Source organism: Streptomyces sp. NPDC005302 (assembly GCF_040607345.1).
In the GTDB taxonomy this organism is placed as follows: Bacteria; Actinomycetota; Actinomycetes; order Streptomycetales; family Streptomycetaceae; genus Streptomyces.
The window spans coordinates 1-24,773 of sequence record NZ_JBEXGN010000039.1 but is presented as its reverse complement, the minus strand read 5'-3'; the positions used below and the strand labels follow the sequence as shown (position 1 = coordinate 24,773).

General features: G+C 72.2%; 23 protein-coding genes and 1 tRNA gene. 11 read left to right on the top strand and 13 right to left on the bottom strand.

Annotated elements, in window-relative coordinates:
• Positions 1-3: 3 nt before the first annotated feature.
• The 4 genes from ABZT74_RS33690 to ABZT74_RS33675 form a co-directional block, all read right to left on the bottom strand.
• The gene (locus ABZT74_RS33690; protein WP_355874392.1) at positions 4-1,026 is read right to left on the bottom strand and encodes a phosphotransferase family protein; all 1,023 of its coding nucleotides are present in this window, start codon (positions 1,024-1,026) and stop codon (positions 4-6) included.
• A gap of 139 nt (positions 1,027-1,165) precedes the next feature.
• Complete coding sequence (locus ABZT74_RS33685) at positions 1,166-1,462, bottom strand: hypothetical protein (RefSeq protein ID WP_356177385.1); 297 nt, start codon at positions 1,460-1,462, stop codon at positions 1,166-1,168.
• A gap of 224 nt (positions 1,463-1,686) precedes the next feature.
• Complete coding sequence (locus ABZT74_RS33680) at positions 1,687-2,016, bottom strand: DUF202 domain-containing protein (protein ID WP_356177384.1); 330 nt, start codon at positions 2,014-2,016, stop codon at positions 1,687-1,689.
• Positions 2,013-2,405, bottom strand: coding sequence for a DUF202 domain-containing protein (locus ABZT74_RS33675; RefSeq protein ID WP_081224047.1), 393 nt, complete (start codon positions 2,403-2,405; stop codon positions 2,013-2,015). The genes ABZT74_RS33680 and ABZT74_RS33675 overlap by 4 nt, the downstream gene beginning before the upstream one ends.
• A 65-nt stretch (positions 2,406-2,470) precedes the next feature.
• On the opposite strand from ABZT74_RS33675, the gene ABZT74_RS33670 reads away from it, so the two are divergent.
• A complete protein-coding gene (locus tag ABZT74_RS33670; RefSeq protein WP_356441162.1) occupies positions 2,471-3,283 on the top strand; it encodes a hypothetical protein in 813 nt (270 codons plus the stop codon).
• On the opposite strand, the gene ABZT74_RS33665 is transcribed toward ABZT74_RS33670, so the two are convergent.
• Together ABZT74_RS33665 and ABZT74_RS33660 are read right to left on the bottom strand one after the other, a co-directional pair.
• Entirely contained in the window at positions 3,258-3,773 is a 516-nt protein-coding gene (locus tag ABZT74_RS33665) for an NUDIX domain-containing protein (RefSeq protein WP_355874380.1), read from the bottom strand. The two genes, ABZT74_RS33670 and ABZT74_RS33665, sit on opposite strands and share 26 nt — an antisense overlap.
• Positions 3,774-3,854: 81 nt before the next feature.
• Positions 3,855-4,748, bottom strand: a complete 894-nt coding sequence (locus ABZT74_RS33660) for a DMT family transporter (RefSeq protein WP_356177380.1) — start codon at positions 4,746-4,748, stop codon at positions 3,855-3,857.
• A 297-nt stretch (positions 4,749-5,045) separates the two neighbouring features.
• Between ABZT74_RS33660 and ABZT74_RS33655 the strand changes: the two genes are divergently transcribed.
• The 5 genes from ABZT74_RS33655 to ABZT74_RS33635 all read left to right on the top strand — a co-directional run bounded on the left by ABZT74_RS33655 (position 5,046) and on the right by ABZT74_RS33635 (position 11,056).
• A complete protein-coding gene (locus ABZT74_RS33655) occupies positions 5,046-6,701 on the top strand; it encodes an FAD-binding dehydrogenase (RefSeq protein ID WP_356177379.1) in 1,656 nt (551 codons plus the stop codon).
• 278 nt (positions 6,702-6,979) lie between these two features.
• On the top strand, positions 6,980-7,930 hold the full coding sequence (locus tag ABZT74_RS33650; protein WP_356177378.1) for a hypothetical protein: 951 nt from the start codon (positions 6,980-6,982) through the stop codon (positions 7,928-7,930).
• Positions 7,931-7,971: 41 nt separating this feature from the next.
• Positions 7,972-9,537: an APC family permease gene (locus tag ABZT74_RS33645; RefSeq protein ID WP_356441160.1), complete on the top strand. Its 1,566-nt coding sequence runs from the start codon at positions 7,972-7,974 to the stop codon at positions 9,535-9,537.
• A 123-nt stretch (positions 9,538-9,660) separates the two neighbouring features.
• The gene (locus ABZT74_RS33640; RefSeq protein WP_356441158.1) at positions 9,661-10,428 is read left to right on the top strand and encodes a molybdopterin-dependent oxidoreductase; all 768 of its coding nucleotides are present in this window, start codon (positions 9,661-9,663) and stop codon (positions 10,426-10,428) included.
• Positions 10,412-11,056 (top strand): cytochrome b/b6 domain-containing protein, encoded by a 645-nt coding sequence (locus tag ABZT74_RS33635; RefSeq protein WP_356441156.1) that lies wholly within the window; start codon positions 10,412-10,414, stop codon positions 11,054-11,056. The genes ABZT74_RS33640 and ABZT74_RS33635 overlap by 17 nt, the downstream gene beginning before the upstream one ends.
• Positions 11,057-11,177: 121 nt before the next feature.
• Here the strand turns inward: ABZT74_RS33635 and ABZT74_RS33630 are convergent, their stop codons facing one another.
• Both ABZT74_RS33630 and ABZT74_RS33625 read right to left on the bottom strand, forming a co-directional pair.
• Positions 11,178-12,575: a gluconate:H+ symporter gene (locus ABZT74_RS33630; protein ID WP_355874361.1), complete on the bottom strand. Its 1,398-nt coding sequence runs from the start codon at positions 12,573-12,575 to the stop codon at positions 11,178-11,180.
• A gap of 142 nt (positions 12,576-12,717) precedes the next feature.
• On the bottom strand, positions 12,718-13,242 hold the full coding sequence (locus ABZT74_RS33625; RefSeq protein WP_355874358.1) for a gluconokinase: 525 nt from the start codon (positions 13,240-13,242) through the stop codon (positions 12,718-12,720).
• Positions 13,243-13,372: 130 nt separating this feature from the next.
• On the opposite strand from ABZT74_RS33625, the gene ABZT74_RS33620 reads away from it, so the two are divergent.
• Entirely contained in the window at positions 13,373-14,074 is a 702-nt protein-coding gene (locus ABZT74_RS33620; protein ID WP_355874355.1) for a FadR/GntR family transcriptional regulator, read from the top strand.
• 31 nt (positions 14,075-14,105) lie between these two features.
• Here ABZT74_RS33620 and ABZT74_RS33615 read toward each other — a convergent pair whose 3' ends face one another.
• The 4 genes from ABZT74_RS33615 to ABZT74_RS33600 form a co-directional block, all read right to left on the bottom strand.
• Positions 14,106-14,480, bottom strand: coding sequence for a YchJ family metal-binding protein (locus ABZT74_RS33615; protein ID WP_356177373.1), 375 nt, complete (start codon positions 14,478-14,480; stop codon positions 14,106-14,108).
• A 4-nt stretch (positions 14,481-14,484) separates the two neighbouring features.
• Positions 14,485-15,879 carry a M1 family metallopeptidase gene (locus tag ABZT74_RS33610; RefSeq protein WP_356441153.1) on the bottom strand — a complete coding sequence of 465 codons (1,395 nt, stop codon included), beginning with the start codon at positions 15,877-15,879 and terminating at the stop codon, positions 14,485-14,487.
• 73 nt (positions 15,880-15,952) lie between these two features.
• Positions 15,953-19,828 (bottom strand): Pls/PosA family non-ribosomal peptide synthetase, encoded by a 3,876-nt coding sequence (locus ABZT74_RS33605; protein ID WP_356441150.1) that lies wholly within the window; start codon positions 19,826-19,828, stop codon positions 15,953-15,955.
• Between the two features lie 326 nt (positions 19,829-20,154).
• Positions 20,155-20,239 (bottom strand) — tRNA-Leu (locus tag ABZT74_RS33600).
• Between the two features lie 187 nt (positions 20,240-20,426).
• On the opposite strand from ABZT74_RS33600, the gene ABZT74_RS33595 reads away from it, so the two are divergent.
• The 3 genes from ABZT74_RS33595 to ABZT74_RS33585 all read left to right on the top strand — a co-directional run bounded on the left by ABZT74_RS33595 (position 20,427) and on the right by ABZT74_RS33585 (position 23,467).
• Entirely contained in the window at positions 20,427-21,752 is a 1,326-nt protein-coding gene (locus ABZT74_RS33595; RefSeq protein ID WP_356441148.1) for a M20/M25/M40 family metallo-hydrolase, read from the top strand.
• Positions 21,753-21,896: 144 nt separating this feature from the next.
• Positions 21,897-22,130 (top strand): chaplin ChpH, encoded by a 234-nt coding sequence (gene chpH, locus ABZT74_RS33590; protein ID WP_081223521.1) that lies wholly within the window; start codon positions 21,897-21,899, stop codon positions 22,128-22,130.
• Between the two features lie 194 nt (positions 22,131-22,324).
• On the top strand, positions 22,325-23,467 hold the full coding sequence (locus ABZT74_RS33585) for a chaplin family protein (protein ID WP_356441145.1): 1,143 nt from the start codon (positions 22,325-22,327) through the stop codon (positions 23,465-23,467).
• Between the two features lie 106 nt (positions 23,468-23,573).
• Here the strand turns inward: ABZT74_RS33585 and ABZT74_RS33580 are convergent, their stop codons facing one another.
• A complete protein-coding gene (locus tag ABZT74_RS33580) occupies positions 23,574-23,762 on the bottom strand; it encodes a DUF5703 family protein (RefSeq protein ID WP_081223519.1) in 189 nt (62 codons plus the stop codon).
• A gap of 47 nt (positions 23,763-23,809) precedes the next feature.
• Here ABZT74_RS33580 and ABZT74_RS33575 point away from each other — a divergent pair, with 47 nt between their 5' ends.
• Positions 23,810-24,508: a hypothetical protein gene (locus tag ABZT74_RS33575; RefSeq protein ID WP_356177368.1), complete on the top strand. Its 699-nt coding sequence runs from the start codon at positions 23,810-23,812 to the stop codon at positions 24,506-24,508.
• The last annotated feature ends 265 nt before the right edge of the window (positions 24,509-24,773 follow it).

Genomic DNA, 24,773 nt, shown 5'->3' with positions numbered 1-24,773 from the left:
GGATCAGCCCTCCTGAAGGGTGGTCAGGCCGTGCTCGATGAAGACGGGCGTCAGTTCGCCGATGCGGTCGAAGCCCGCGCCGACGGTCTGGCCCTTCGTGTAGCGGTAGTGGATGCCCTCGAGGATCACCGCGAGCTTGAACCAGGCGAACGCCGTGTACCAGGAGACCGCGGACACGTCGCGCCCCGAGCGCGCGGCGTACCGCTCGACGATCTCGGCGGCCTCCGGGTGTCCGGCGGCCGAAGCCGTGGTGCTGATGGGCGAGTCGGGAAGCTCCAGGCGCGTGCTGTACATGACGAGCAGTCCCACGTCGGTGAGCGGATCGCCGAGGGTGGACATCTCCCAGTCCAGGATCGCCCTGATCCGGTCGTCGGGGCCGATCAGCACGTTGTCGAGCCGGTAGTCGCCGTGGACGACCGTGGCCGCGGGGGAGACCGGCAGTTCACGCCCGAGGGCCGCGTGCAGTTCGTCGATGCCCGGCAGGTCGCGGTTGCGCGACGCGTCCAACTGCTTTCCCCAGCGGCGCAGTTGCCGGTCGAGGAAGCCCTCCGGCCGGCCGAAGTCGGCGAGCCCGACCTCGGCCGGGTCCACCGCGTGCAACTCCACCAGCGTGTCCACCAGGCCGAGCACCGCGTCGCGCGTGCGCTCCGGGCCGAGCGGGGCGAGCTGGTCGGCGGTACGGAAGGGCGTGCCCTCCACGAACTCCATGACGTAGAACGGGGCGCCGAGCACCGAGTCGTCCTCGCACAGCAGCACGGGATCCGGGACCGGCACGGCCGTCGGGTGCAGCGCGCTGATCACCCGGTGCTCGCGCTTCATGTCGTGCGCGGTCGCCAGCACGTGGCCGAGCGGGGGACGCCGTACGACCCACCGCGAGGCGCCGTCGGAGACCGCGTAGGTGAGGTTGGACCGTCCGCCCTCGATCAGCCGGCCGGTCAGCGGGCCGTTCACCAGCCCGGGCCGCTCACGGTCGAGCAGGTCACGCAGCCGGTCGAGATCGAGACCTGGCGGGTGGTCCGGACTCATCTTTGCTCCTCAGCACACGGAAACGGGTCGTGACCATGATGCCGACCAGTCGGTATGTCGTCCAGCGGCTGTGCGAAACGTGATCGGCGTCTCCCCCGGAGTGTCCGGAACCGGGGGAGACGCCGTCGGAGCGTGGAGGTCAGTGGTCGTCCCAGTGGCCCTCGTGCTCGGCGTGCCGGTGCCCCTCGTGCAGGTAGTCGACGTGGTCGCCGTGCGGGACCGCCGGGTGTCCGCAGCCCTCGCCGTGCTGGTGGGTGTGGGTCTCGTGCGCCACGTGGGCGCTCGGCTCGCACTCGTCCCAGTGACCCGCGTGCTCGCGGTGCAGGTGCCCGTCGTGCGCGTAGTCGACGTGGTCCCCGTGCCGCACCTCGGAGTGACCGCAGTCCGGGCCGTGGGTGTGCTGGTGGGTGGGGTGCTCCTGGTGAAGGGTGGTCATCGTGCTCACCTTCGGCTGGGCGTGGAGTGGGTGGTCCGTCCGCCTCCGGAGCGGGGCGGAACGGCACCTCAGGCTATCGCCGCAAAGGGGTGTGTTTCGGATCATTGGCACGCATTTCGACCCCGTGCGGTTCCCGGCGGACCTGGGAATTACACGGGCCCGCATCGCGTACGGCCGCGTGGCCGGAGCCCGCGGAGGACCCGGGCCGGTCCGGACGGCAGGCGCTAGAACACCAGCGCGACCGCGCACACCGCGAGGAGGAGCGTGCACGCCGCGGTGGCCACCGCGTGCCGGGGGGAGAGCGTGTCGGGGCCTGCCGGGCCCGCGAGGGCCAGCGTCCGGATGCGGTGGTGGGCGAGAGCGAGGAAGCACAGCCACAGGACGCAGGCGACCGCGCAGGCCGCGATCCCGGCCGCCGAGTCCCTGTCCTGGAGAGCGGCCTTCGCGGCGAGCACGGCGACGACGGTGCTGGAGAGGGTCGTACGTCGCCAGGCGAGCCGGGTGCGTTCCGGCTGGAGGCCGGGATCCCGCTCCTCGCGCGCCGCCGGGGTCATCCGGCCCAGCCGGCGAGGACCACGACGATCATCGCGACCGCGACGACCGCCACGGCGATGCTGAGCACCGCCGGGAACCCCGACACCGGCAGATCCTCGCCGCGCCGCATCGCCCGCTCGCAGCGCACCCAGTGGTTGACCGCCCGCAGGGAGCACAGCACCCCCGCCGCCAACAGCGCGAGAGCGAGGCCCGCGCGCCAGGCCCAGCGCAGGTCCGGCAGGAACTGGTCCACCGCGAAGCCGCCGCCGATCAGAGCGAGCGCGGTGCGCAGCCAGGCCAGAAAGGTCCGCTCGTTGGCCAGGGAGAACCGGTAGTCCGGCGTCCCGCCCTCCTCCCGGATCTGCCGGGGCGCGAACCACAGCCGGACATTACGCACGAGTTCGATCACGCCCAGGACCCTACCGGGAGCCCGCCGCGCGCCGGTGCCGGTGCCGCCCGCTACCGTCCGGAGCCATGGACGATTCCCCGTCGCCGCCCGGCTTCGCCCCGCTCGGGTTTCCCGTCGCCCCGGCCGAGCACCTGCTGCGCCTCCCCGGCTTCTGGCCCGCCTACTACGGGCCCACCTGGGACGCCTTCGCGGAGGAGCCGGAGCTGTTCGGGGCGGACGGCGCGGACGTCGACGCCGCCGCTGAGGCGCTCTACGGGCCTGCGGACCCGTGGCCGGCGTACCGGCTGCCCCTGGCGGGCGGCCACGTGCTGTGGATCGTCCACCGGAACCATCCGGACGACTCCGGCACGGACTACCTGATCACCCATCCCGCCTGGTCCCGCCCCGGCCACCTGGCGTCGATCGAAGGGCACTTCAGCGGACCCGGACTGTCCTGGCCCGAACTGTCGGCCGTCGCCGGCTCCGCCCCGCCCGGCGCCGAGGGCGTGCTCGACCCGGGCACGCGGCTGCTGCTGTCGCTCCCGGCGTTCGGTGACGCGGACGCGCCGCCCGAGGAGGCGAAGGAGCGGATCGCCGACGCGCTCACGGCCGCCGGCATGGCCGCCGGCGCGGCACGGGCCGCCGCCGGGCGATTCCTGGACCACCCCTTCTGGGACGGCCCCACGTGGACGGTGCAGGGCAGGAGCCCGCTCAGCGGCAGCACCGCGGAGCCGGGCCCGCTCCCGCTGTGCGACGGACCGCACAGCCCGCGCGCCGTCCCGCTCGCCCGGGGCGTCACCGCGGACCAGGAGCGCGCCCTCGCCGCCGCGCTCACCGGCCGGCACCACGCGGTGGACCCGGACGGGCGGATGCTCAGTCCATCGCCCGGTAGTCCCTGAGCCGCTCGTGGGCCGCGAGACCGTCCGGGACCCAGGTCCAGTCCGCCAGCCTGGCCTCCACCTCGTCGTCGGTGAGGAAGTCGTGCCAGGCGACCTCCTCCACCTGCGGGTCCACCGGAAGGTCGCAGAGGACCTCGTAGACGGCGGACCACCACGTCCGGCCGGCCCCGTCGTCGTACAGGAACCGGAAGAGGGGGGTAGGCCGGGGGAGCCCGGAGACGCCGAGTTCCTCCTCGGCCTCGCGCAGCGCCGCGTCGTCGTAGGACTCGCCGGCGCCGACGACCCCGCCGACGAACATGTCGTAGAAGGAGGGGAACACCAGCTTGGTCGGGGTGCGCCGGTGGACGAAGACCCGGCCCCCGGCGTCCCGCGCCTGGATGAACACGCACCGGTGACGCAGCCCGCGCTCGTACGCCTCCCCCCGCGGGGACTGCCCGATGACCTGGTCGTTCTCGTCCACGATGTCGAGGATCTCGTCAGCGGCACTCATGGGCCCCATCCAAGCAGCCGGGGAGCGTCGACGGACGCCGCCACGGTGGGGGAGGGGTGCCCGTGACCTCGGCGGGTCCGGTCAGTGCGGCTGGAGGTCGCGCGAGTGCTCCGGCTCGGCCGTGCCCGAGGGCATCGCGGGGTGCATCCCGAGCAGGATGATCCCCACCACGACCCCCGCGAGCCCCGCGGCCTGCCAGGCGAGGGCGCCCGCGTCGGTGCGGAGCTGGTCGCCGAGGAAGCCCACCCCGCAGACGATGCCGGCCAGCGGCTGGGCGGCGGTGAGCGCGGGCAGCGACATCCGCAGCGGAGCGGTCTCGAAGGCGCTCTGGACCAGGATCAGCCCGGTCACGCCGAGGACGAGCACCGTGTACGGCTGCCAGCCGGTGAGCAGCTCGGACCAGCCGCCGTCGCCGAACCGCTGGCCGCTCACCCGGGTGAGCGCGTCCTGCAGGCCGTACAGCAGGCCGGCGGCGGTGGCGAGCAGCACGGGTCCCGCGCTCAGCCGTGAGCGTTTCGCGTAGGCGGTCAGCAGCAGGGCGAGTCCGACCACGATCCCGATGATCAGCCAGTGCCGCAGCGGATCGTCGATGGCCTCGCCGCCCTGCGGCTGCCCGGCGACGATGAACGCCGAGACACCGCCCGCGAGCAGCAGGAGCCCGGCCCAGCCCTGCCGGCCCAGCGGCTGTTTGGTCTGGTGGCGGGAGAGCGCCAGCGCGAAGAGGAGATTCGTGGCGAGGAGCGGCTCCACCAGGGAGACCTCGCCCTCGCCGAGCGCGACCGCGCCGAGCACCATGCCGCACACCATGAGCCCGATGCCGCCCAGCCAGCGCGGGACCCGGACGAGGTCCAGCAGGATGCGGGGGGAGAGGAAGTCGCTCAGCGGGGCGTGCGAGGCGGCGTTCTGCTGGAGCACGAAGCCGAAGCCCAGGCAGCAGGCCGCGCTCACCGCGAGGACCAGAACGAGAACCGACACGCTGGGTACCTCGATACATCGGGGTCGGGGGCCACGGTGCGTTTCCCGCCGACTTTAGTGCCATGGGCCGGGGCCCGCCCCGGGAGTCCCGAGGACCAGGCGGTTGACTCGGTCACCTTTCTTGCCGAAGGATCTGACCGATCAGTAACAACGGCTGGTCGCCCGTCGTGGCCGACCACCACACCTCCAATGTCTCATCAACCAGCGACGCCGCCGATCGGGCCGTGACAAACGTCATCAAGTCGTCCCCGGGCGGCGATCCGATCCGGCCGGTCGGAATGCCGAGAGGACGGGCCCATGGCCTACGACGCAGATGTGATCGTCATCGGAGCGGGCCTCGCGGGGCTCGCGGCGACCGCCGAGCTCGTCGACGCGGGCCGCAAGGTGATCCTCCTCGACCAGGAGCCCGAGCAGTCGATCGGCGGGCAGGCGCACTGGTCGTTCGGCGGGCTCTTCTTCGTCGACTCGCCCGAGCAGCGCCGCCTGCGGATCAAGGACAGTCACGCCCTCGCCCTCCAGGACTGGATGGGCACGGCCGGCTTCGACCGTCCGGAGGACCACTGGCCGCGCCGCTGGGCCGAGGCGTACGTCGACTTCGCGGCCGGCGAGAAGAGGTCCTGGCTGCACGGCCAGGGCGTGCGCTTCTTCCCGGTGGTCGGCTGGGCCGAACGGGGCGGTTACGACGCCACCGGGCACGGCAACTCCGTGCCGCGCTTCCACATCACCTGGGGGACCGGACCCGGCCTCGTCGCGCCCTTCGAACGCCGGGTGCGCGAGGGCGTGGCCCGCGGCCTCGTCGAGCTGCGGTTCCGCCACCGCGTCACCGGTCTGTCCCGCAGCGCCGGCTCCGTCGACACCGTCACCGGCGAGGTCCTGGAGCCGTCCGGCGTCGAGCGCGGCCAGGCCAGCGGCCGCGAGGTCACCGGCGCCTTCGAACTGCGGGCCCAGGCCGTGATCGTCACCTCCGGCGGCATCGGCGGCAACCACGACCTCGTCCGGGCCAACTGGCCCGAGCGCCTCGGCACCCCGCCCGAGCGGATGATCTCCGGCGTGCCCGCGCACGTCGACGGAGCGATGCTCGGGATCGCCGAGGAGGCGGGCGCCCGTCTCATCAACCGTGACCGGATGTGGCACTACACCGAGGGCATCCAGAACTGGAACCCCATCTGGGACAAGCACGGCATCCGCATCCTGCCGGGACCGTCCTCGCTCTGGCTGGACGCGCGCGGCAAGCGGCTGCCGGTCCCGCTCTTCCCCGGCTTCGACACGCTCGGCACCCTCGAACACATCATGCGCACCGGACACGACTACACCTGGTTCGTGCTCGACCAGAAGATCATCGGCAAGGAGTTCGCGCTCTCCGGCTCGGAGCAGAACCCCGACCTGACCGGCAAGTCGATCCGCGACGTCATCGGGCGCGCCCGCGCCGACGTGCCCGCCCCGGTGAAGGCGTTCATGGACCACGGCGCCGACTTCGTCGTGGAGAAGGACCTCGCCGCCCTGGTGCGCGGGATGAACGCCCTCACCAAGGAGCCGCTCATCGACGAGGCCGCGCTGCGCCGCGAGATCGTGGCGCGCGACCGGGAGATCGCCAACCCGTTCACCAAGGACCTCCAGGTCATGTCGATCCGCGGGGCCCGCAAGTACCTGGGCGACAAGCTGATCCGCACCGCGAGTCCGCACCGCATCCTCGACCCCAAGGCGGGCCCGCTGATCGCCGTCCGCCTCAACATCCTGACCCGCAAGACCCTCGGCGGCCTGGAGACCGACCTCTCCTCGCGCGTGCTGACCGAGGGCGGCGAAGTGCTGCAGGGCGTGTACGCGGCCGGTGAGGCCGCCGGGTTCGGCGGCGGCGGGGTGCACGGATACCGGTCCCTGGAAGGCACGTTCCTCGGAGGCTGCCTCTTCTCCGGCCGGACGGCGGGCCGTGCGGCGGCCGAGGCGGTCGGCTGAGCGGGAGCCCGGTGGGCCGGGCACGGACGTCCGCGCGGTGGGCAGGGTGCGGACGTCCGTACGGAGGCCGGACATCGAGGGGCGGGCGTCGGGGGAGGCGGGACGTCCGACCTCGCCGGGACGCTTCGGGACGATGGGGGCGGTGGGGGTCAACTCCGCCGTACCCCACGTCAGTTGACACGTGTAGCGAATTGGCCGGCTCTTGACTTGAACTCTGGCTGAGGGTTTGCTGTCCGTGATCACTCTCTGACGAACCGCGCCTGTGAGGTTGAGCAGCGGTGTCACCACCCCCGCCACCCCTGGGCCGCGGCCGCAAGCGTGCGGCCCAGTCGTTCGACGCCGCCCTCGACGACGCCGAACTCGTCGTCGCCCGCACCTCGTTGAGCCAGGGCCGGTGGACCGACGTCCGGGCCCTGCTCGCCGACACCGGCGAGGACTGGGACCGCCGCGGGCACCGCCTCACCGTGCTCGCGCAGGAGTCCGCCACCCTCGCCTGGGCGCGCGACTGGCAGCTCGCCGAACCGGAGTCCCCCGACGCGGCCGTCCTGCTCGGCTGCGCCACCGTCGAGCGCGCCCTGAACGGCAAGGAACGCCCCGAACGCGCCCGGGACGCCTGCCGGGCCGCGGCGGCGCTCGCGCCCGCCGACCCCACGCCCTGGCTCGGCCTGCTCCTCCTGGAGCGTTCGCTCGGCGCCGAGGAGGACGTGGTCCGCCTCTTCGACGAGGTGCGCCACCGGCACGCCGGCCACCACCACGCGCACCACCTGATGGTGGCGCGGCTCGCCGAACGCCGCGCCACCGCCGGCCAGGACCCGCTGCACGAGGTCTACGACTTCGCCAACTGGGCCGCCGAGCAGGCCCCCGCCGACTCACCGCTCGCGATCCTCCCCGTGGTCGCGCACGCCGAGCGCTTCCGGGTGCTCGCCGCCGCCGGGAGCGAACCCACCGATCCGGTGGCCTCCGGGCACTGGGTCGGACGCCGCGCCCGGCAGGTGATGAAGGCCGCCTTCGACTGGTGGCTGGAGTGGGAACGCGACGGCCACCCGCGGCGCCTCGTCGACCTCAACTTCCTGGCCCACGCCAAGACCTGCGAGGGCCGCGGCGCGGAGGCCGCGGCCCTGTTCCACCGCATCGGCGAGCACCCCACCCCGGCTCCCTGGTCCTACCCGGACCGCGATCCGTACACAGCCTTCCGTACCGCACGCGACAGCGCGCTCGGCACGGTGTGAACGCCCCCCGACGACCAGACATCCGAAAGGACGACCCCGCGATGACGACGGGCAGTTCGAGCACATCGAGTACGTCGAGCACGGGAAGACCGGCAGCCGACGAGGCCGGCATCAGCACCTTCAAGGGACAGGACCGCGCCCTGCGCGCCGGCCGCCTCGGCACGGGGGGCCTGCTGCTGTCCGTCCTCGCGGCGACCGCCCCCCTCATGGTGGTCGCGGGTGTCATGCCCACCACATTCGCGGTGATGGGCATCGTCGGACAGCCGCTGCTCTTCGTCATCCTCGGTGTCGTCCTCGTGCTCTTCAGCATCGGGTACGCCGAGATGAGCCGGCACGTCCACAACGCGGGCGCCTTCTACGCGTACATCTCCCGCGGACTCGGCGGCACCCCCGGCGCGGCCGCGGCGGCGGTCGCCCTGGTCGCCTACAGCGCCCTCCAGGTCGGCATCTACGGACTCTTCGGCTTCGAGGTCTCCGGCCTGTTCGCCACCTACCTCGACACCGAGCTGGTCTGGTGGATACCCGCGCTGGCCGCCGTGCTCGTCGTCGGAGCGCTGGCCTGGCTGAAGATCGATGTCAACGCCTGGGTGCTCGGCGTGCTGCTGGTCATCGAGGTGGCCCTCGTCGTCGTCTTCGACATCGCGGCCGTCGCGGACCCCGCCAAGCAGGGGCTGTCGCTGCACGCGTTCAACCCGGACACCCTCACCGGAGCGGGCGTCGGCACCGCGCTGTGCTTCTGCATCGCCGCCTTCACCGGCTTCGAACAGGCGCCGGTCTACGCGGAGGAGACCAGCCGCCCGCACATCCTGGTCCCGCGCGTCATGTTCCTGGCGATCGGCTTCGTCGCCGTCTTCTTCGCCATCAGCTCCTGGGCGCTGACGGTGGCCACCGGACCCTCCGCGATCATCGGGACGTCCCAGAAGCAGAGCGCCGGACTGCTGTTCTTCCTGACCGAGTCACGGCTCGGCACCACCTTCACCGACGTCCTGCACGTGCTCTTCGTGACCGGCATGTTCGCGGCGCTGCTCAGCTTCCACAACGTCGTCTCGCGGTACGCCTTCGCCATGGGCCGTGAGGGGCTGCTGCCCGCCGCCTTCGGCCGGACCACGGAGTCCAGCGGCGCCCCCGGCACCGGCTCGCTCCTGCACACCGTCGTCTCCCTGGTCGTGGTCGGCGGCTTCGCGCTGGCCGACGACAAGCCGACCGGCGACCCGACCGCACCCGTGCTGCACCTGTTCACCTGGGGCGGCAACGTCGGGGCGCTCGGCGTCATCCTCCTGATGGCGGCCGCCTCCCTGTCGGTCATCGTGTTCTTCGTCCGCCGCGGCGCCGCCCGCGCCCAGGCCTGGCGCCTGGTCACCTCCGCCGTCGCCGGCGTCGCCCTGCTCGTCATCGTGGTCTACACCGTCAAGGACTTCGACGTCCTGGTCGGCGCCGGTCCGGGCTCCACCCTCAGCTGGCTGCTGCCCGCCGTCATCGGGGCCGCCGCGATCGTCGGACTGGTCCAGGGGCTCGTGCTGCGCTCACGCAAGCCCGAGGCGCACGCCCGGATCGGCCTCGGCAACGAGGCGTTCCAGTTGGACAAGGCGGCCGAGTCCACCTCCTGAGGCGGCCCGCGCGTCCTGTTCGGAGCCCCGGGCGGCGAACAGGACGTGAGAAGAGATGACGGAACGCTGACGAGCACCCGCCACCGCTGGCCTTTTGGGGGTCGCGGGTGCTCGAATCAATGGGTGAACACTGAACGGCCGGGCGAACCCGACCCCGAGCGGCGCGACGAGCCCGCCCGTCCCGAGGAACGCGGCAAGCCCATCGGCCGGCGCGTCCTGCTCGGCACCCTCGGACTCGGCGCCCTCGGCGTACTGACGGCGCCGACCCTCCAGCGCACCATGGAGTCCTTCCTGGCGGGCGCGTCCGAGAAGGACCCCACGGGCCTGACGGGGCTGCTGCCCAACGGCGGCGGCTTCCGCTACTACTCGGTGACCTCGTCCGTCCCGCACAAGGACGACACGAACTACCGGCTCACCGTCGACGGCCTGGTCGACCACCCGACCGCCTACACCCTCGCCGACCTGCGCGCCCTGCCGCAGACCCGGCTGGTCCACGACGTCCAGTGCGTCACCGGCTGGCGGGTTCCCGGCACTCCCTTCGAGGGCGTCCGCCTCTCCGACCTGCTCGACGCCGCGGGCGTCCGCTCGTCGGCCGGGGCGGTCCGCTTCACCTGCTTCGACGGCGCCTACTCCGAGTCCCTGACGCTCCGCCAGGCCCGCCGCCCGGACGTCCTGGTGGCGCTGCGCATGCAGGACAAGCCCCTCGGCCACAACCACGGCGGCCCCGCCCGCCTCTACGTCGCGCCGATGTACTTCTACAAATCCGCCAAGTGGCTCTCCGGCATCACCGTCACCGAGGACGTCCGTCCCGGGTACTGGGAGGACCGGGGGTACGACGTCGACGCCTGGGTCGGCCGTTCGAACGGACGCGACGATGAACCCACGAGCTGACGGCGCCCCGGACGTGTCCGCCGCCCCCGCCCCGTCCCGCCAGGTCCACCGCTTCAGCCGGGCCGAACACTGGGTGCACCGCGTCACGGCCCTGCTCATGGGCGTGTGCGTGGTCACCGCGGCCTGTCTCTACGTTCCCCAGCTCGCCGAACTCGTCGGCCGCCGCGAACTCGTCGTGCGCGTCCACGAATGGGCCGGCCTGATGCTCCCGGTACCGGTCCTCGCGGGCCTCGCCTCCCGCGCGTTCCGCCGCGACCTCGGTCATCTCAACCGCTTCGGCCCGCACGACCGGGTATGGCTGCGGGCCGCGCTGCGCCGCGACAAGCACCGGGACTCCCGCCCTGCGGCCAAGTTCAACGCGGGACAGAAGGTCTACGCGGCCTGGATCGCCGGCGCCACGCTGGTCATGGTGGGCACCGGGCTGCTGATGTGGTTCACCCACCTCACCCCGCTGATGTGGCGCACCTCGGCGACCTTCGTGCACGACTGGCTGGCCCTGACGATCGGCATCGTCCTCGCGGGCCACATCGGCATGGCACTGGGCGACCCGGAGGCCCGACGCGGCCTGCGCACGGGCTCGGTGAGCCGCGAGTGGGCCGAACGGGAACACCCTCTGTGGCGGCCGTGAGCGGTACGGGACCCGCCCGGCGGCCATGAGCCTGAGCCGTACGGCAGGACGCCGCCGCGGCCGAGGAGCCCGCCGGAAGGGGGTGGGTCCGGACCGCCGGACCCACCCCCTGCGTCGCCGGCTAGATGACGAGGGACAGCAGCAGCACCAGGCCGCCCGCCACCACCGAGATGATCGTCTCCATGACGGACCAGGTCTTGATGGTCTGGCCGACGTCCAGGCCGAAGTACTCCTTCACCAGCCAGAAGCCGGCGTCGTTGACATGGCTGAAGAAGAGCGAGCCCGCGCCGATCGCGAGGACGAGCAGGGCGGTGTGCGTGGTCGACATGTCGGCCGCCAGGGGTGCCACGAGACCGGCCGCCGAGATGGTGGCCACCGTCGCCGAACCCGTCGCCAGCCGGATGATCACGGCGATCAGCCAGGCGAGCAGCAGCGCGGGGATCGACCAGTCCTTGGAGATGTCCAGGATCATCCGGCCCACGCCGGAGTCGATCAGGGTCTGCTTGAAGCCGCCGCCCGCACCCACGATCAGCAGGACGCCGGCGATGGGGGCGAGGGACTTCTCGACGGTCGTCGAGATGCGGTCGCGGGTGAAACCGGCCGCGCGGCCGAGGGTGAACATGCCCAGGATCACGGCGGCGAGCAGTGCGATGAGGGGCGCTCCGACGACGTCGAAGACGCGCTGCGTCATGTTCGCCGGGTCGTCGACGACGATGTCCACCAGCGCCTTGGCCAGCATCAGCACGACGGGCAGCAGCATGGTGGCGAGCGTGGCGCCGAAGCTGGGGCGCTTGTCCAGGTCCTCGGAGGCGCGCTGCGGGATCATGCGCTCGGGCGCCTGCACGTCCACCCAGCGGGCGGCGTAACGCGAGAACACCGGACCGGCGATGATCACCGTCGGGATGGCGACCAGGACACCGAGGGCGAGGGTGATGCCGAGGTTCGCGTGGACCGCGTCGATGGCGACCAGCGGACCGGGGTGCGGCGGGATCAGACCGTGCATCACCGACAGGCCCGCGAGGGCCGGGATGCCGATCCGCATCAACGAGTAGTTGCCGCGCCGCGCGACCATCAGGACCACCGGGATCAGCAGCACGATGCCGACCTCGAAGAACAGCGGCAGGCCGATCACGGAGGCGATCAGCACCATCGCCCAGGGCATGGCCCGGCCGCCCGCCTTCGCCAGGATGGTGTCGACGATCTGGTCGGCGCCGCCCGAGTCGGCGAGCAGCCGGCCGAGTATCGCGCCGAGGGCGATCAGCACACCCACGCCGGCCACGGTCGACCCGAGTCCGGCCGAGAAACTGACGATGACCTTGTCGAGCGGGGCTCCGGCGAAGGCGCCGAGGGCCAGCGAGCCGATGGTCAGGGCCAGGAAGGCGTGCAGCTTGAACTTGGTGATGAGCAGGACGATGACGGCGATGCCGGCCAGCACGGCGATGCCCAGTTGAGCGTGGCCCGCCGAGGTGATCGGTTCGACGGTGTCCGCTGCCAGCATCTCGACACTGAGTCTGGTCACGGTGATCCCTTGCTTGTGGAAGGTCGCGGGGGAAGATGGTGCGGGGTGCCGCTTCCGGGAGGAGGCAGCGCCGAGTCCTGCGCCGACGCTTCGCGCGCGAGGTATGCGGCGAAGAGGGGGCGCCCGACGTGAAGGGGTGCGGTTACCGCGGAGGTGCGAGGTGCGCGAGCGCGGCCACGGCCCGCTCGGTGATCTCGGTGGGGTCACCGGAGACGTCCACCTCGACTCCCGCCTCGTCCGCCGCCAGCGGCTGGAGCGTGGCGAACTGGGAGTCCAGCAGCGCGGTGGGCATGAAGTGGCCCTGGCGGTGCGACATCCGGTCCTCGATGAGCCGGCGGTCACCGGTGAGATGCACGAAGGCGACCCCGGGGGCGGCGGCACGCAGCCGGTCCCGGTAGCCGCGCTTGAGCGCCGAGCAGCTGACCACGCCGCCGAGGCCGGCCCGGTCGTGCGCCCACCGGCCGATGGCGTCGAGCCAGGGAGCCCGGTCGTCGTCGGTCAGCGGCGTCCCGGCCGACATCTTGGCGATGTTGGCCTGCGGGTGGAAGTCGTCGCCCTCGGCGTACGGAACACCGAGCCGGGCCGCGAGCAGCGGTCCGATGGTGGTCTTGCCGGTACCGGCGACGCCCATGACCACCAGGACATGAGGGGTGGGACTGTGCTGCATCGGGCTCTCGCTGTCTTCGTCGACATCTGATGTCGACGCCACTGAAACGCATTAGGTACGACAAATTCAAGAGTCTGTGACTTATAAGTCTGACTTTTTGATTGTGGCGTCCGCCTCGTACGCTGACTTCATGACCACACGGGGCCGGGGACTGCACGGACATGTACTGGAATCCCTCGGGCCGGCCATCACGGCGGGCGACTACCCGCCGGGAAGCGTCCTACGCACCGACGAACTCGCCCAGCGCTTCGAGGTGTCCCGCTCCGTGATGCGCGAGGCGGTCCGGGTCCTGGAGTCCATGTACCTGGTCGAGTCCCGCCGCCGCGTGGGCGTGACGGTCCGCCCCAAGTCCGAGTGGAACGTCTTCGACCCCCAGGTCATCCGCTGGAGACTGGCCGGCGCCGACCGCCCCCACCAGCTCCGTTCCCTCACGGTGCTGCGCTCCGCCGTCGAACCGGTCGCCGCCGGACTCGCCGCCCGGCACGCCACCGCCGCACAGTGCGCGGAGCTCACCGCGTGCGCGCTGGGCATGGTCGCCACCTCACGCGGCCACCAGCTGGAGGGCTACCTCCACCACGACGTCGCCTTCCACCGGGTGATCCTCAACGCGTCCGGCAACGAGATGTTCGCCCGTCTCGGGGACGTCGTCACGGAGGTCCTGTCCGGTCGGACCCACCACGAGGTCATGTTCGCGGACCCCGACCCCGCCGCCGTCACCCTGCACGTCAAGGTCGCCGAGGCCGTCCGCGAGGGAGACGCCCCGCTCGCCGAGCGGCTCACGCGCGAGATCACGGTCGGCGCACTCCAGGAACTGGACATCCTGGCCCCCTGACGGCCGGGCCCGGACGACCGGGCCCCGACGGTCAGTCGAGGAACTCCCCGTCCACGTACACCCAGGCGCCGTCCGCCCGCTCGAACCGGCTGCGCTCGTGCAGCGAACCGCCCCGGTAGGAGGCGCGGAAGGTCACGGTCCCGGTCGCGTGGAACGCCGAGCCCTGCTCCGTGCCGAGGATCTCCAGGCCCGTCCACCGCATCCCGGGGTCGAACTCCACCCGGGCCGGACGCGTCCGCGGATGCCAGGTCCGCAGCAGATAGGCCTCGTCCTCCTGGACGAAGGCGCAGTACCGCGACCGCATGACGGCCTCGGCACTCGGCGCCGCGGACTCACCGCGGTGGAAGCGCCCGCAGCAGCGCGCGTACGGCTCGGCGAGCCCGCAGGGGCAGGAACGGCTGGTCATGGCGTCATTCTCCCCGGACCCGGGCCGAGTCGGCGTTCGTGGGCGGATAGCTGGGCCGGGCCGGCAGCTGTGCGGCGGCCGGGGGCAGCGGCGGGAGCGCCGTTTTGTACAGCCACGCCGTGAAGAGGTCGTCCAGCGGCTCGGCCGCGTAGCGCGCGACGTGCGTGGTGAACACCGACGTGGTGACCACGCCGCTCCGGTGCAGGGCGGTCCAGCCGCGCAGCATGCGGAAGAACGCCTCGTCGCCCAGCGCACAGCGGATCGCGTGCACGGTGAGCCCGCCGCGCTCGTAGAGCCGGTCGTCGAACATCAGCTTGCGGCCCGGGTCCGACAGCAGCAGATCCCGCGGCAGCGCGGCCAGCTTGCGGTGCGCGGCCGTCGCCAGCCGGTGGGCCGTGCGTCCGCCGGAACGCTCCGACCACAGCCACTCCGCGTACTTCGCGAGCCCCTCGTTCAGCCAGATGTGCCGCCAGTCGGCGATCGACACGCTGTTGCCGAACCACTGGTGCGCCAGCTCGTGCGCGATCAGCCGCTCCGAACCCCGCGCGCCGTCCACGTGGTTGGCACCGAACAGCGAAAGTCCCTGTGCCTCGACCGGGACGTCGAGCTCCTCCTCGGTCACCACCACCGCGTACTCACCGAACGGATACGGCCCGAAGAGGTCCTCGAACAGCTCCATCATCGCGGGCTGCCGCGCGAAGTCCCGGGAGAACTCCGGGAGCAGCCGCGCGGGCAGATGCCCGGACTGGGGTACGCCCACGAGGCCCGGGTCGCCCAGCAGCACCGTCTGGTACTTGCCGATCGACAGGCCGACCAGATAGCTGGAGGTCGGCGCCGCCTGCTCGTACACCCAGGTCGTCGTGGAGGCCTTCGTCGTGCGCGTCAGCAGACGCCCGCCCGCCACCACCGCGTACGCGGACGGCGTGGTGATCGAGATCTGGTACGCGGCCTTGTCGGCCGGCCGGTCGTTGCACGGGTACCAGGACGGCGCACCGACCGGCTGGCTCGCCACCAGCGCCCCGTCCTCCAGCTCCTCCCACCCGATCCCGCCCCAGGGGCTGTTCACCGGCTTGGGGTTGCCCGACCACTGCACCTCGACGGTGAACGCCGCACCGGCGCGGATCGGCTTCGGCGGGCGGACCCGCAGCCGGCCGCCACGGTGCGTGTAGTGCGGCGCCTTCCCGTCGACCCGGATCCTGCCGATCCGGAAGTCCGCCAGGTTCAGCTGGAACTCGGTGAGCGCCGAGCGGCCCGCTATGGCGTTGAGCCGCGCGGTGCCGGAGAGCCGGTTCGGGGCGGGGCGGTAGTCCAGCGCGAGTTCGTACCGGTGAACCCGGTAACGGGGATCGCCGTTGGCCGGGAAATAGGGGTCCGGTCCCGCTGTCTGCTGAACGCTCACTGCTGCGACTGCTCCCTGCCCTGTGCTCGGCGTACCGCTGTCCCGCCCTCCGTGGCCGACCGGCCGACGTCCTCTACGAACGCCAGGCCTCGATCGGGTTGCCCAGCCAGCGGGTGTCGTCGGGAACGGACTCCGCCGCCATCACGAGCGACGCGGGACCCAGGGTCGAGCGGGCCCCGACGGTGCTGCCGGGCAGGACGATTCCGCCCGGGCCCAGGGTGGCGCCCTCACGGAGGACCACAGTATCCGTCCGCAAGATCCGGTCGTGGAAGAGGTGGGTCTGCAGGACACAGCCCCGGTTCACCGTGGTCGCGTCCTCCAGTGTCACCAGGTCCGTCTCGGGCAGCCAGTAGCTCTCCACCCACGTACCCCGTCCGATCCGCGCGCCCAGAGCGCGCAGCCACGCCGTCATCAGCGGCGTACCCGGCACCGAACCCGCCAGCCACGGCACGGCGACGACCTCCACGAAGGTGTCGGCCAGCTCGTTGCGCCACACGAAGCCGCTCCAGAGCGGGTGCTCACCGGCACGGTGCCGCCCCACCAGCAGCCACTTCGCCACCACCGACACCAGGCACCCGAGCACACCGGCGGCCAGCAGCACCGCCCCCGGGAACACCCACGCCCAGGGACCCAGCGCGCACAGCGCGGCGACGGTCAGGACCGCCAGGGCCGCCGAGCAGAACACCGGCACGATCCGGCACGCCTCCACCAGAGCGCGCGCCCACAGCAGCCGGGCCGGCGGGTCGTACGTACGGCTCTGGTCGCCGCCCTGCGCCGAGCGCGGCAGCTTCACCGGCGGCAGACCCAGGTACGAGCTGCCCTTCTTCGCCTTCTTCGGCGTCGCCGACAGGACACCGACCAGACCGCCGTCCGGCACGCTGCGGCCCGGCGCCGTCATCCCGGAGTTGCCGAGGAACGCCCGGCGGCCGATCTCGGCCCGCCCGATGCGCATCCAGCCGCCGCCGAGCTCGTACGGCGCGGTCAGCGTGTCGTCGGCGAGGAAGGCCCCCTCGCCGACCGTCGTCAGACTCGGCAGCGCGAGGACCGTCGAGATCTCGGCGCCCCGCCCGATCCTCATACCGAGCAGCCGCAGCCACACCGGAGTGATCAGCCCGGCGTACAGCGGGAACAGCGTCTCGCGCGAGCGGTCCATCAGCTGCGTGACCGTCCACGCCTGCCAGCCGATCCGGCTGTGCGTCGGATGCGTGCCCTCCCGCAGCCCGAGACTCAGCAGCCGTACGAGGACCAGGAGCAGCAGCGCGTACGCCAGACCGAAGGCCAGCGTCGCCGGCACCAGCGCGATCGCCGCACCCCGCAGCGCCGCACCGAACCCGGCGTCGGCACTCACGAAGACCCGTGCCACGAGCAGCGCCGCGACGGCGGCCATCAGCGGCAGCGCCGTCAGCGCGAAGCCGCTCACCCCGTACATCGCACGCCAGTACGTGCCGCGCCGCGGCCGGTCCTTCGGCCACGCCCGCTTCGCCTTGCCCAGTTTGCCCGCCGGGGCCCCAGCCCAGCGCTGACCGGTCGGGATCTGCCCCGCGACGGCCGAACCGGGCGCCACCTCGGCGCGCTTGCCGACCCGGGCCCCCGGGAACAGGATGCTGCGCGTCCCGACGACGGCACCGGCGCCCACCTTCACGGCACCGATCTCCAGCCGGTCGCCGTCCAGCCAGTACCCCGACAGGTCCACCTCGGACTCCACGGCGGCACCCCGGCCCAGCTTGAGCATGCCGGTCACCGGCGGCAGCGAGTGCAGGTCCACGTCCTGGCCGATCCGGGCGCCCAGCGCGCGGGCGTACCGCTCCAGCCAGGAACCCGTCAGCGAGGTCGCGCCACTGAACTCGGCGAGCCGCTCCGCCGTCCACAGCCGCAGATGGACACCGCCACCGCGCGGGTACCGGCCGGCCTTCAGACCGTGCAGCAGCAGCCGCGCCCCGCCCGCCGCGATCGCGAGCCGTCCCGGCGGGCTGAACAGCACGAGGGCGCCTGCCCCCACCAGCCACCACGATGTGCTCGGCGCCCACGGATACGGGCCGAACCAGTGCAGTACGTTCCCGAGCGCGGCCAGCGCCACGGTCCAGCGCAGCCCGAGCAGCGTGAACAACGGCACCAGCACCAGGAGCTGGATCAGCTTGGCGCGCATCGGCACCGGTGCGACGGTCCGCCCGGTGGCGTCGTCCTGGACGGACTTCTCCAGACGCCGGGCCAGCTTGCGCAGGACGGGCTGCTGGTAGATGTCGAGCACGGCCGCGCTCGGGTAGCGCGTGCGCAGCCGGGTGGTGAGCTGGGCCGCCGCGAGACTGTTGCCGCCGATCGAGAAGAAGTCGTTGGCCGAACCGGCGACGGGGATGCCGAGCACCTCGCTCCACTGCTCGGCAAGCCACGCCTCGGTGCCGTAGAGCTGCTCCTTGGCGCCGCCGGTCTCCAGGCCCTCCAGCGGCCAGGGCAGCGCGTTCCGGTCGACCTTTCCGGACGTCCGGGTGGGCAGGTCCTCGACCGGGGCGAGCAGCGGCACCAGCGCGGCGGGCAGTTCGGCCCGCAGCTTCTCGACCGCGGTCGCGTGGTCCCAGCCGTCCTGCGTGACGACATAGCCCACAAGGAGCTGGTTGCCGCCGCGGGCGGTGCGCACGGCGGCGGCGCCGCCCGCGACACCCGGCAGCGCCTGGAGCGCCGCGTCCACCTCGCCGAGCTCGATCCGGCGTCCGCCGAGCTTGATCTGCTCGTCCGCACGCCCGAGGAAGACCAGCCCCTCCGGTTCGGCCCGCACCAGGTCACCGCTGCGGTACGCCCGATCCCAGCCGAGCGAGGCGAGCGGCGCGTACTTCTCCGCGTCCTTCTCGGCGTCGAGGTACCGGGCGAGCCCGACCCCGCCGATCACCAGCTGGCCGCTCGCGCCCATCGGCACCAGCTCGCCCGCCTCGTCGACGACGGCCAGCTCCCAGCCGTTCAGCGGCAGCCCGATCCGGATGGGTTCCTCGCCGGTCAGCAGCGAGGCGCACGCCACGACGGTCGCCTCGGTCGGCCCGTACGTGTTCCACACCTCGCGGCCCTCGGTCACCAGGCGCTGGGTCAGTTCGGGCGGGCAGGCCTCACCGCCGAAGATCAGCAGCCGGACCTCGTTGAGGGCCTCCGGCTCCCACAGCGCGGCGAGGGTCGGCACGGTGGAGACCACGGTGATCTCCTGCTCGACCAGCCAGGGCCCCAGATCGGCGCCGCTGCGCACCTGGGAGCGCGGCACGGGCACCAGACAGGCGCCGTACCGCCAGGCGAGCCACATCTCCTCGCAGGAGGCGTCGAAGGCGACGGACAGGCCTGCCATGACCCGGTCACCGGGTCCGATCGGCTCCTCGGTGAGGAAGAGGCCGGCCTCGGCGTCGACGAACGCGGCGGCGCTGCGGTGGCTCACGGCCACGCCCTTGGGCCTGCCGGTGGAGCCCGAGGTGAAGATGATCCAGGCGTCGTGGCCGACGCCGGGCCGGCCCGCGGGCACCTCGGAGCGGCTCCCGGCCGTCAGCTCGTTCCCGGCCCCGACGACCGCGCGCACCCCCGCCTCCCCGAAGACCAGCTCGGCCCGCTCGTCCGGGTCCTCGGCGTCCACCGGGACATAGGCGGCACCGGCCGCCAGCACGCCGAGGATCGCGACGTACAGCTCGTTCGTGCCGGACGGGACGCGCACACCGACCCGGTCGCCGAGCCCGACCCCCGCCTGCGCGAGCCGCCACCGCATCGCCTCGACCTCGGCCGCCAGCTCACGGTAGGTGAGCGTGCGCCGCCCGTCGTCGAGAGCGGGCTCGTCGGGATACGCCCGTACGGAGGCGTCGAGGATGTCGACGAGCGTGCGCGGCGAGGCGGCCGGGGAGGCGGAGAAGCGCGCCTGGTCACCGAACTCCGCACGCACCTCGTCGTCGGACAGCGCGACTGCGGGGCCTTGCTGGAGGGCTGCCATCGGGTCCTCACGTGTTGTTCCCGGGAGCGTCCGGGGCGCTGGTGGGCCCGCAGGTACGCCTGGGGATATTCCGGTCCAGCTCCGAGCAAGCCTGGAATTTTAGTACGACGCTAGCCCCGCGCCTGGTCATCAGCCATGCGAGGCCCTCTCCCGGGCCACCGGAACCTCTGATTCCGGTGTCCTGACGTGGAGGTATGTCAGCCTGACGAGATCTGCCCCACATCTGTCCGTGACACGGCGGACACAACGAGCGAGGGCTCCCGGCCGCGGGCCCGGTGCAACGAGTGAGGGCCCCGACCTGACGGTCGGGGCCCTCACTCGTTCTGTGTCCGAGGGGGGACTTGAACCCCCACGCCCGTTAAAGGGCACTAGCACCTCAAGCTAGCGCGTCTGCCATTCCGCCACCCGGACAAGGTGTCTGTCGCGCGGGGTTTCCCTCGCGGCGACAGAGAAAACATTACCAGGCTTTCCAGGGGCCCCGATCACCCCCTGTCGCCGCGTGAACGGCGTGTGACGGGCCGGGACCTGCCTTGGGGAGAAAGGGGTGGGAGAGGGAGGATGAGGGTGACCACCAGCGGCGACAGCGGGAGGAAGCAGCGTGAGCGACACCGGCACGACCAGCAGCGTCACGGGCCAGGACGAGGTCGTGGACCTCTGCCGCGAGCTGATCCGGATCGACACCAGCAACTACGGGGACCACTCCGGCCCGGGTGAGCGCAAGGCCGCGGAGTACGTCGCCGAGAAGCTCGCCGAGGTCGGACTGGAGCCGCAGATCTTCGAGTCCCACCCGGGCCGCGCCTCCACGGTGGTCCGTATCGAGGGCGAGGACCGTTCGCGGCCCGGGCTGCTCATCCACGGCCACACCGACGTCGTCCCGGCCAACGCGGCGGACTGGACCCACGACCCGTTCTCCGGCGAGATCGCCGACGGGATGGTGTGGGGCCGCGGCGCGGTCGACATGAAGGACATGGACGCGATGACGCTGGCGGTGGTGCGCGAGCGGATGCGCACCGGCCGCAAGCCCCCGCGCGACATCGTCCTCGCCTTCCTCGCCGACGAGGAGGCGGGCGGCACGTGGGGTGCGCGGCACCTCGTCGACAAGCACCCGAACCTCTTCGAGGGCGTCACGGAGGCGATCGGCGAGGTCGGCGGCTTCTCCTTCACGGTCAACGAGAAGCTCCGGCTGTACCTGATCGAGACCGCGCAGAAGGGCATGCACTGGATGAAGCTGACCGTGGACGGCACCGCCGGCCACGGTTCGATGATCCACAAGGACAACGCGATCACCGAGCTGTCCGAGGCCGTCGGGCGGCTCGGCCGGCACAAGTTCCCGGTGCGCGTGACGAAGACCCTGCGGCACTTCCTCGACGAGCTGGGCGACGCCCTGGGCACCGAGCTCGACCCGGAGAACATGGACGAGACGCTCGCCAAGCTCGGCGGCATGGCCAAGCTCATCGGCGCCTCCCTGCAGAACACCGCCAACCCGACCCAGCTCGGCGCCGGCTACAAGGTGAACGTGATCCCGGGGCAGGCCACCGCCCACGTCGACGCCCGTTACCTGCCGGGGTACGAGGAGGAGTTCCTCGCCGACCTCGACCGCATCCTCGGCCCGCGCGTGAAGCGTGAGGACGTGCACGCGGACAAGGCTCTGGAGACCAGCTTCGACGGCGCCCTCGTCGACGCCATGCAGACCGCGCTCTCCGCCGAGGACCCGATCGCCCGCGCCGTGCCCTACATGCTCTCGGCGGGCACCGACGCCAAGTCCTTCGCGGACCTCGGCATCCGCTGCTTCGGCTTCGCCCCGCTGAAGCTGCCGCCGGAGCTGGACTTCGCCGGCATGTTCCACGGCGTCGACGAGCGGGTGCCGGTCGACGCGCTGCAGTTCGGCGTGCGCGTGCTGGACCGGTTCATCGACGCGTCGTGACGTTGACGCCGACATTCGCCCGCCCGTACGAAGATCGCCCGGCACGGGTGAATGTGACCATCAGCTCGTAGCTCTACTACTCCTTCCTCGTTACAGGTGTTGCGATCAGCTACTTGGGATCGCATTTGCCTACAAGGAGGAATAATGATCAAGAAGGTCGTCGCCGCTGCGGCTGCCACTGGTGGTCTGGTTCTCGCGGGTGCGGGCCTGGCTGTCGCCGACTCCGGTGCTCAGGGTGCCGCCGTGCACTCCCCGGGCGTCGTCTCCGGCAACGTCATCCAGGTGCCCGTTCACATCCCCGTGAACGTCTGCGGCAACACGGTCTCCGTGATCGGGCTGCTGAACCCCGCCTTCGGCAACACCTGCTTCAACAAGTGACGTCGTGCCCCGTCTCCCGACGGGGCACCCCATGGGGTCACCTCATGAGGGTCACTTCGTGAAGGTCTGAGCTCGTCGGCCCCGGAGTGCGCGCCATGCGCTCCGGGGCCGACCTGCTTCCCGCGCACACGTCTCGTGGGTGTGCGCGTGTTCTGAATGGTCCACGTCCCAAGGACTGAGGCAGGGAAACAGCTATGCGACAGGTCACCCGCAAGAGCCTGATGACCGTGGCCGCGGCGAGTGGTGTGATCGCCGTGACCGGCGTGTCCGCACACGCCGACACGGGCGCGATCGGCTCGTCGGCGGATTCGCCCGGCGTGCTGTCGGGCAACACGGTGCAGGTACCGGTGCACGTGCCGGTCAACGTCTGCGGCAACACGGTGAACGTGGTCGGGGTACTCAACCCGGCCGTCGGCAACCGGTGTGCGAACCAGAGCGGCCCCGGCGGCTCGTCCGGTGGCTACGGCGGATCCCACTCCGCCGGCGGCTCACAGGCCGGCGGCCACGCGACCCGGTCACCCGGCGTCGGTTCCGGCAACCACGTACAGGTGCCGGTCGACGCCCCCGTCAACGTGTGCGGCAACAGTGTCGACGTCATCGGGATCGGCAACGCGACAACCGGCAACGGCTGCGCGAACGACTCGACCGGCGGTCACTCGACCAACCCGCCCGGCGGCAACCACCCCGGGCACCCTGGCAACCCCGGTCACCCGGGCCACCCCGGCAACCCGGGTACGCCCGGTCACCCGGGTCACCCCGGCAATCCGGGTACGCCCGGTCACCCCGGTAATCCGGGCCAGGGGCACCCCGGGCACCCCGGGCACCCCGGGCATCCCGGTCAGCCTGGTCACCCGGGTCAGCCTGGTCACCCGGGTCAGCCTGGTCACCCGGGCCAGCCGGGTCACCCCGGACATGGGGGTCATCCGGGTACGCCGGGTCACCCCGGACACCCTGGGCAGCCGGGTCACGGTCACCCAGGACATCCGGGTCAGCCCGGGCACCCGGGTCACGGCCACCACGGCCACCACGGTCAGGGTCACTCGGGCCACCCCGGCCTGCCGGGCCATCCCGGAACCCCTGGTCAGCCGGGTACGCCGGGGCAGACCGGCGGTACGTCCGGGACGGGCGGCGGCGGCAAGCACCGGGGCGGTGTCTCGCAGGTGACGCACCTGGGCGCGCGGTCCACGGTCCAGACGCCGCAGTCGGCGCAGAACGGCCCCGCGCAGCTCGCGCACACGGGCAGCGATCTGCCCATCGGTGCCGTCGTCCCCGCCGGAGCGGCCGCGCTGCTCGCCGGCGCCGTGCTCTTCCGCCGGGCGCGCTCGGCACGGGTGTGATCCCGTACGGCACAAGTGTGACCAGGACGCCACGACCTTCCCCGGTGGCGTCGCGACGGAGCGGGCCCCGCCACGGCGGGGCCCCTCCCGTTCCAGCGGCCCTACGTCACCACGTCGCCCGCACCTGGCGGATGATCCGCCGGCGCAGCCGCACCCTGCGGCTGCCGTCGCGGAGCAGACTCAGGCGGTCCAACTCCCAGTGTCCGTACTCGGCATGGTCGGTCAGCAGACGCGTCGTCTCCTTGCGGGAAACCCCGCGAGGCACGTACACGTCGACAAATTCGTATTCCGGCATCGCATCTATTGTGCGGGCAGTGGCCCGGTACGGATAGCGTCTGCACTATGTCTGATGCTGTGCAGCCCACCGCTGCCGAGGTACGAGCCGCCGCCGAGGCGGTCAAGACCGCTCTCGACCGTCACCTGGCCGCGGTCGAGCGCAGGACGGGCGACGACGACCCGGCCGTATACGAAGCGTTCAACGAGCTCGCCGCCGCGGCCGAGGAGTACGACGAACTCCTCTACGACCGGTATGACGAGGTCACGCCCTTCGAGATCCCCGGCAGTGACGACACGCTGCCTCCGTACACCGGTCCGGAGGAGCCGAACGCGCTGAGCGTGGTGATCCGCCGGGACTACTCCGTGGTGGAGCCGCAGCGACTGCTGGCACAGGCCCAGCGCGTGGAGGCCGTCGAGGAGGACGGCGCCACCGCCACGGAGGGCTTCGACGCGGCGTCCGGCACCCTGCACGGGGCGCTCGGGGTCCTGTTCGGCGAGTTCGAACCGGACGAGATCGCCTCCCGGCACAAGGAGTTCGGTCTGGAGGAGGGCGACTCCACCCTGTGGGTGACCGCCGCCGACGAATCCGCCGAGCCCGGTGAATGGCTGGAGGCCCCCTTCGAGGCGATCGACCCGGAGCGCGTCGTGTGCCGCTTCGACGTCAGCGCGGTGTTCGACGACGAGTCGGACGACGACGACCTCGAGGACGACCTCGACGCCGACGCGGACCTGGAGCAGGTGGACAGGCTGGACGCGGATCGCTGAGGCGCGGCCCGGCACCGGGCTGCCGCGGCACCACACCGACAGGTACGGGGGTGGCGGTCACCGAACACGGTGACCGCCAACCCCGTTTCCGCGAGCTGAGCTGACCTGATCCTGGGCGGGCGCGGTGACCTCTGCCGCGCCGCGCCGGCTCAGCGGGCGCGCAGGTCCGGCGGTCACCCGGGCGGGTGCGGACGGGTGCACCCCCGGGTGGTGCGGCGGGGGGGGGGCCACGCGGGCCCGCCCCCCGGCGGCGCCCCCGCGGGGC

What these genes read in the sequence shown, in the direction of transcription:
- ABZT74_RS33690 (WP_355874392.1), bottom strand. Translation starts at nt 1,026, where the DNA reads ATGAGTCCGGACCACCCGCCAGGTCTCGATCTCGACCGGCTGCGTGAC.
- ABZT74_RS33685 (WP_356177385.1), bottom strand. Translation starts at nt 1,462, where the DNA reads ATGACCACCCTTCACCAGGAGCACCCCACCCACCAGCACACCCACGGC.
- ABZT74_RS33680 (WP_356177384.1), bottom strand. Translation starts at nt 2,016, where the DNA reads ATGACCCCGGCGGCGCGCGAGGAGCGGGATCCCGGCCTCCAGCCGGAA.
- ABZT74_RS33670 (WP_356441162.1), top strand. Translation starts at nt 2,471, where the DNA reads ATGGACGATTCCCCGTCGCCGCCCGGCTTCGCCCCGCTCGGGTTTCCC.
- ABZT74_RS33665 (WP_355874380.1), bottom strand. Translation starts at nt 3,773, where the DNA reads ATGAGTGCCGCTGACGAGATCCTCGACATCGTGGACGAGAACGACCAG.
- ABZT74_RS33655 (WP_356177379.1), top strand. Translation starts at nt 5,046, where the DNA reads ATGGCCTACGACGCAGATGTGATCGTCATCGGAGCGGGCCTCGCGGGG.
- ABZT74_RS33645 (WP_356441160.1), top strand. Translation starts at nt 7,972, where the DNA reads ATGACGACGGGCAGTTCGAGCACATCGAGTACGTCGAGCACGGGAAGA.
- ABZT74_RS33635 (WP_356441156.1), top strand. Translation starts at nt 10,412, where the DNA reads ATGAACCCACGAGCTGACGGCGCCCCGGACGTGTCCGCCGCCCCCGCC.
- ABZT74_RS33625 (WP_355874358.1), bottom strand. Translation starts at nt 13,242, where the DNA reads ATGCAGCACAGTCCCACCCCTCATGTCCTGGTGGTCATGGGCGTCGCC.
- ABZT74_RS33620 (WP_355874355.1), top strand. Translation starts at nt 13,373, where the DNA reads ATGACCACACGGGGCCGGGGACTGCACGGACATGTACTGGAATCCCTC.
- ABZT74_RS33615 (WP_356177373.1), bottom strand. Translation starts at nt 14,480, where the DNA reads ATGACCAGCCGTTCCTGCCCCTGCGGGCTCGCCGAGCCGTACGCGCGC.
- ABZT74_RS33605 (WP_356441150.1), bottom strand. Translation starts at nt 19,828, where the DNA reads ATGGCAGCCCTCCAGCAAGGCCCCGCAGTCGCGCTGTCCGACGACGAG.
- chpH (WP_081223521.1), top strand. Translation starts at nt 21,897, where the DNA reads ATGATCAAGAAGGTCGTCGCCGCTGCGGCTGCCACTGGTGGTCTGGTT.
- ABZT74_RS33585 (WP_356441145.1), top strand. Translation starts at nt 22,325, where the DNA reads ATGCGACAGGTCACCCGCAAGAGCCTGATGACCGTGGCCGCGGCGAGT.
- ABZT74_RS33580 (WP_081223519.1), bottom strand. Translation starts at nt 23,762, where the DNA reads ATGCCGGAATACGAATTTGTCGACGTGTACGTGCCTCGCGGGGTTTCC.
- ABZT74_RS33575 (WP_356177368.1), top strand. Translation starts at nt 23,810, where the DNA reads ATGTCTGATGCTGTGCAGCCCACCGCTGCCGAGGTACGAGCCGCCGCC.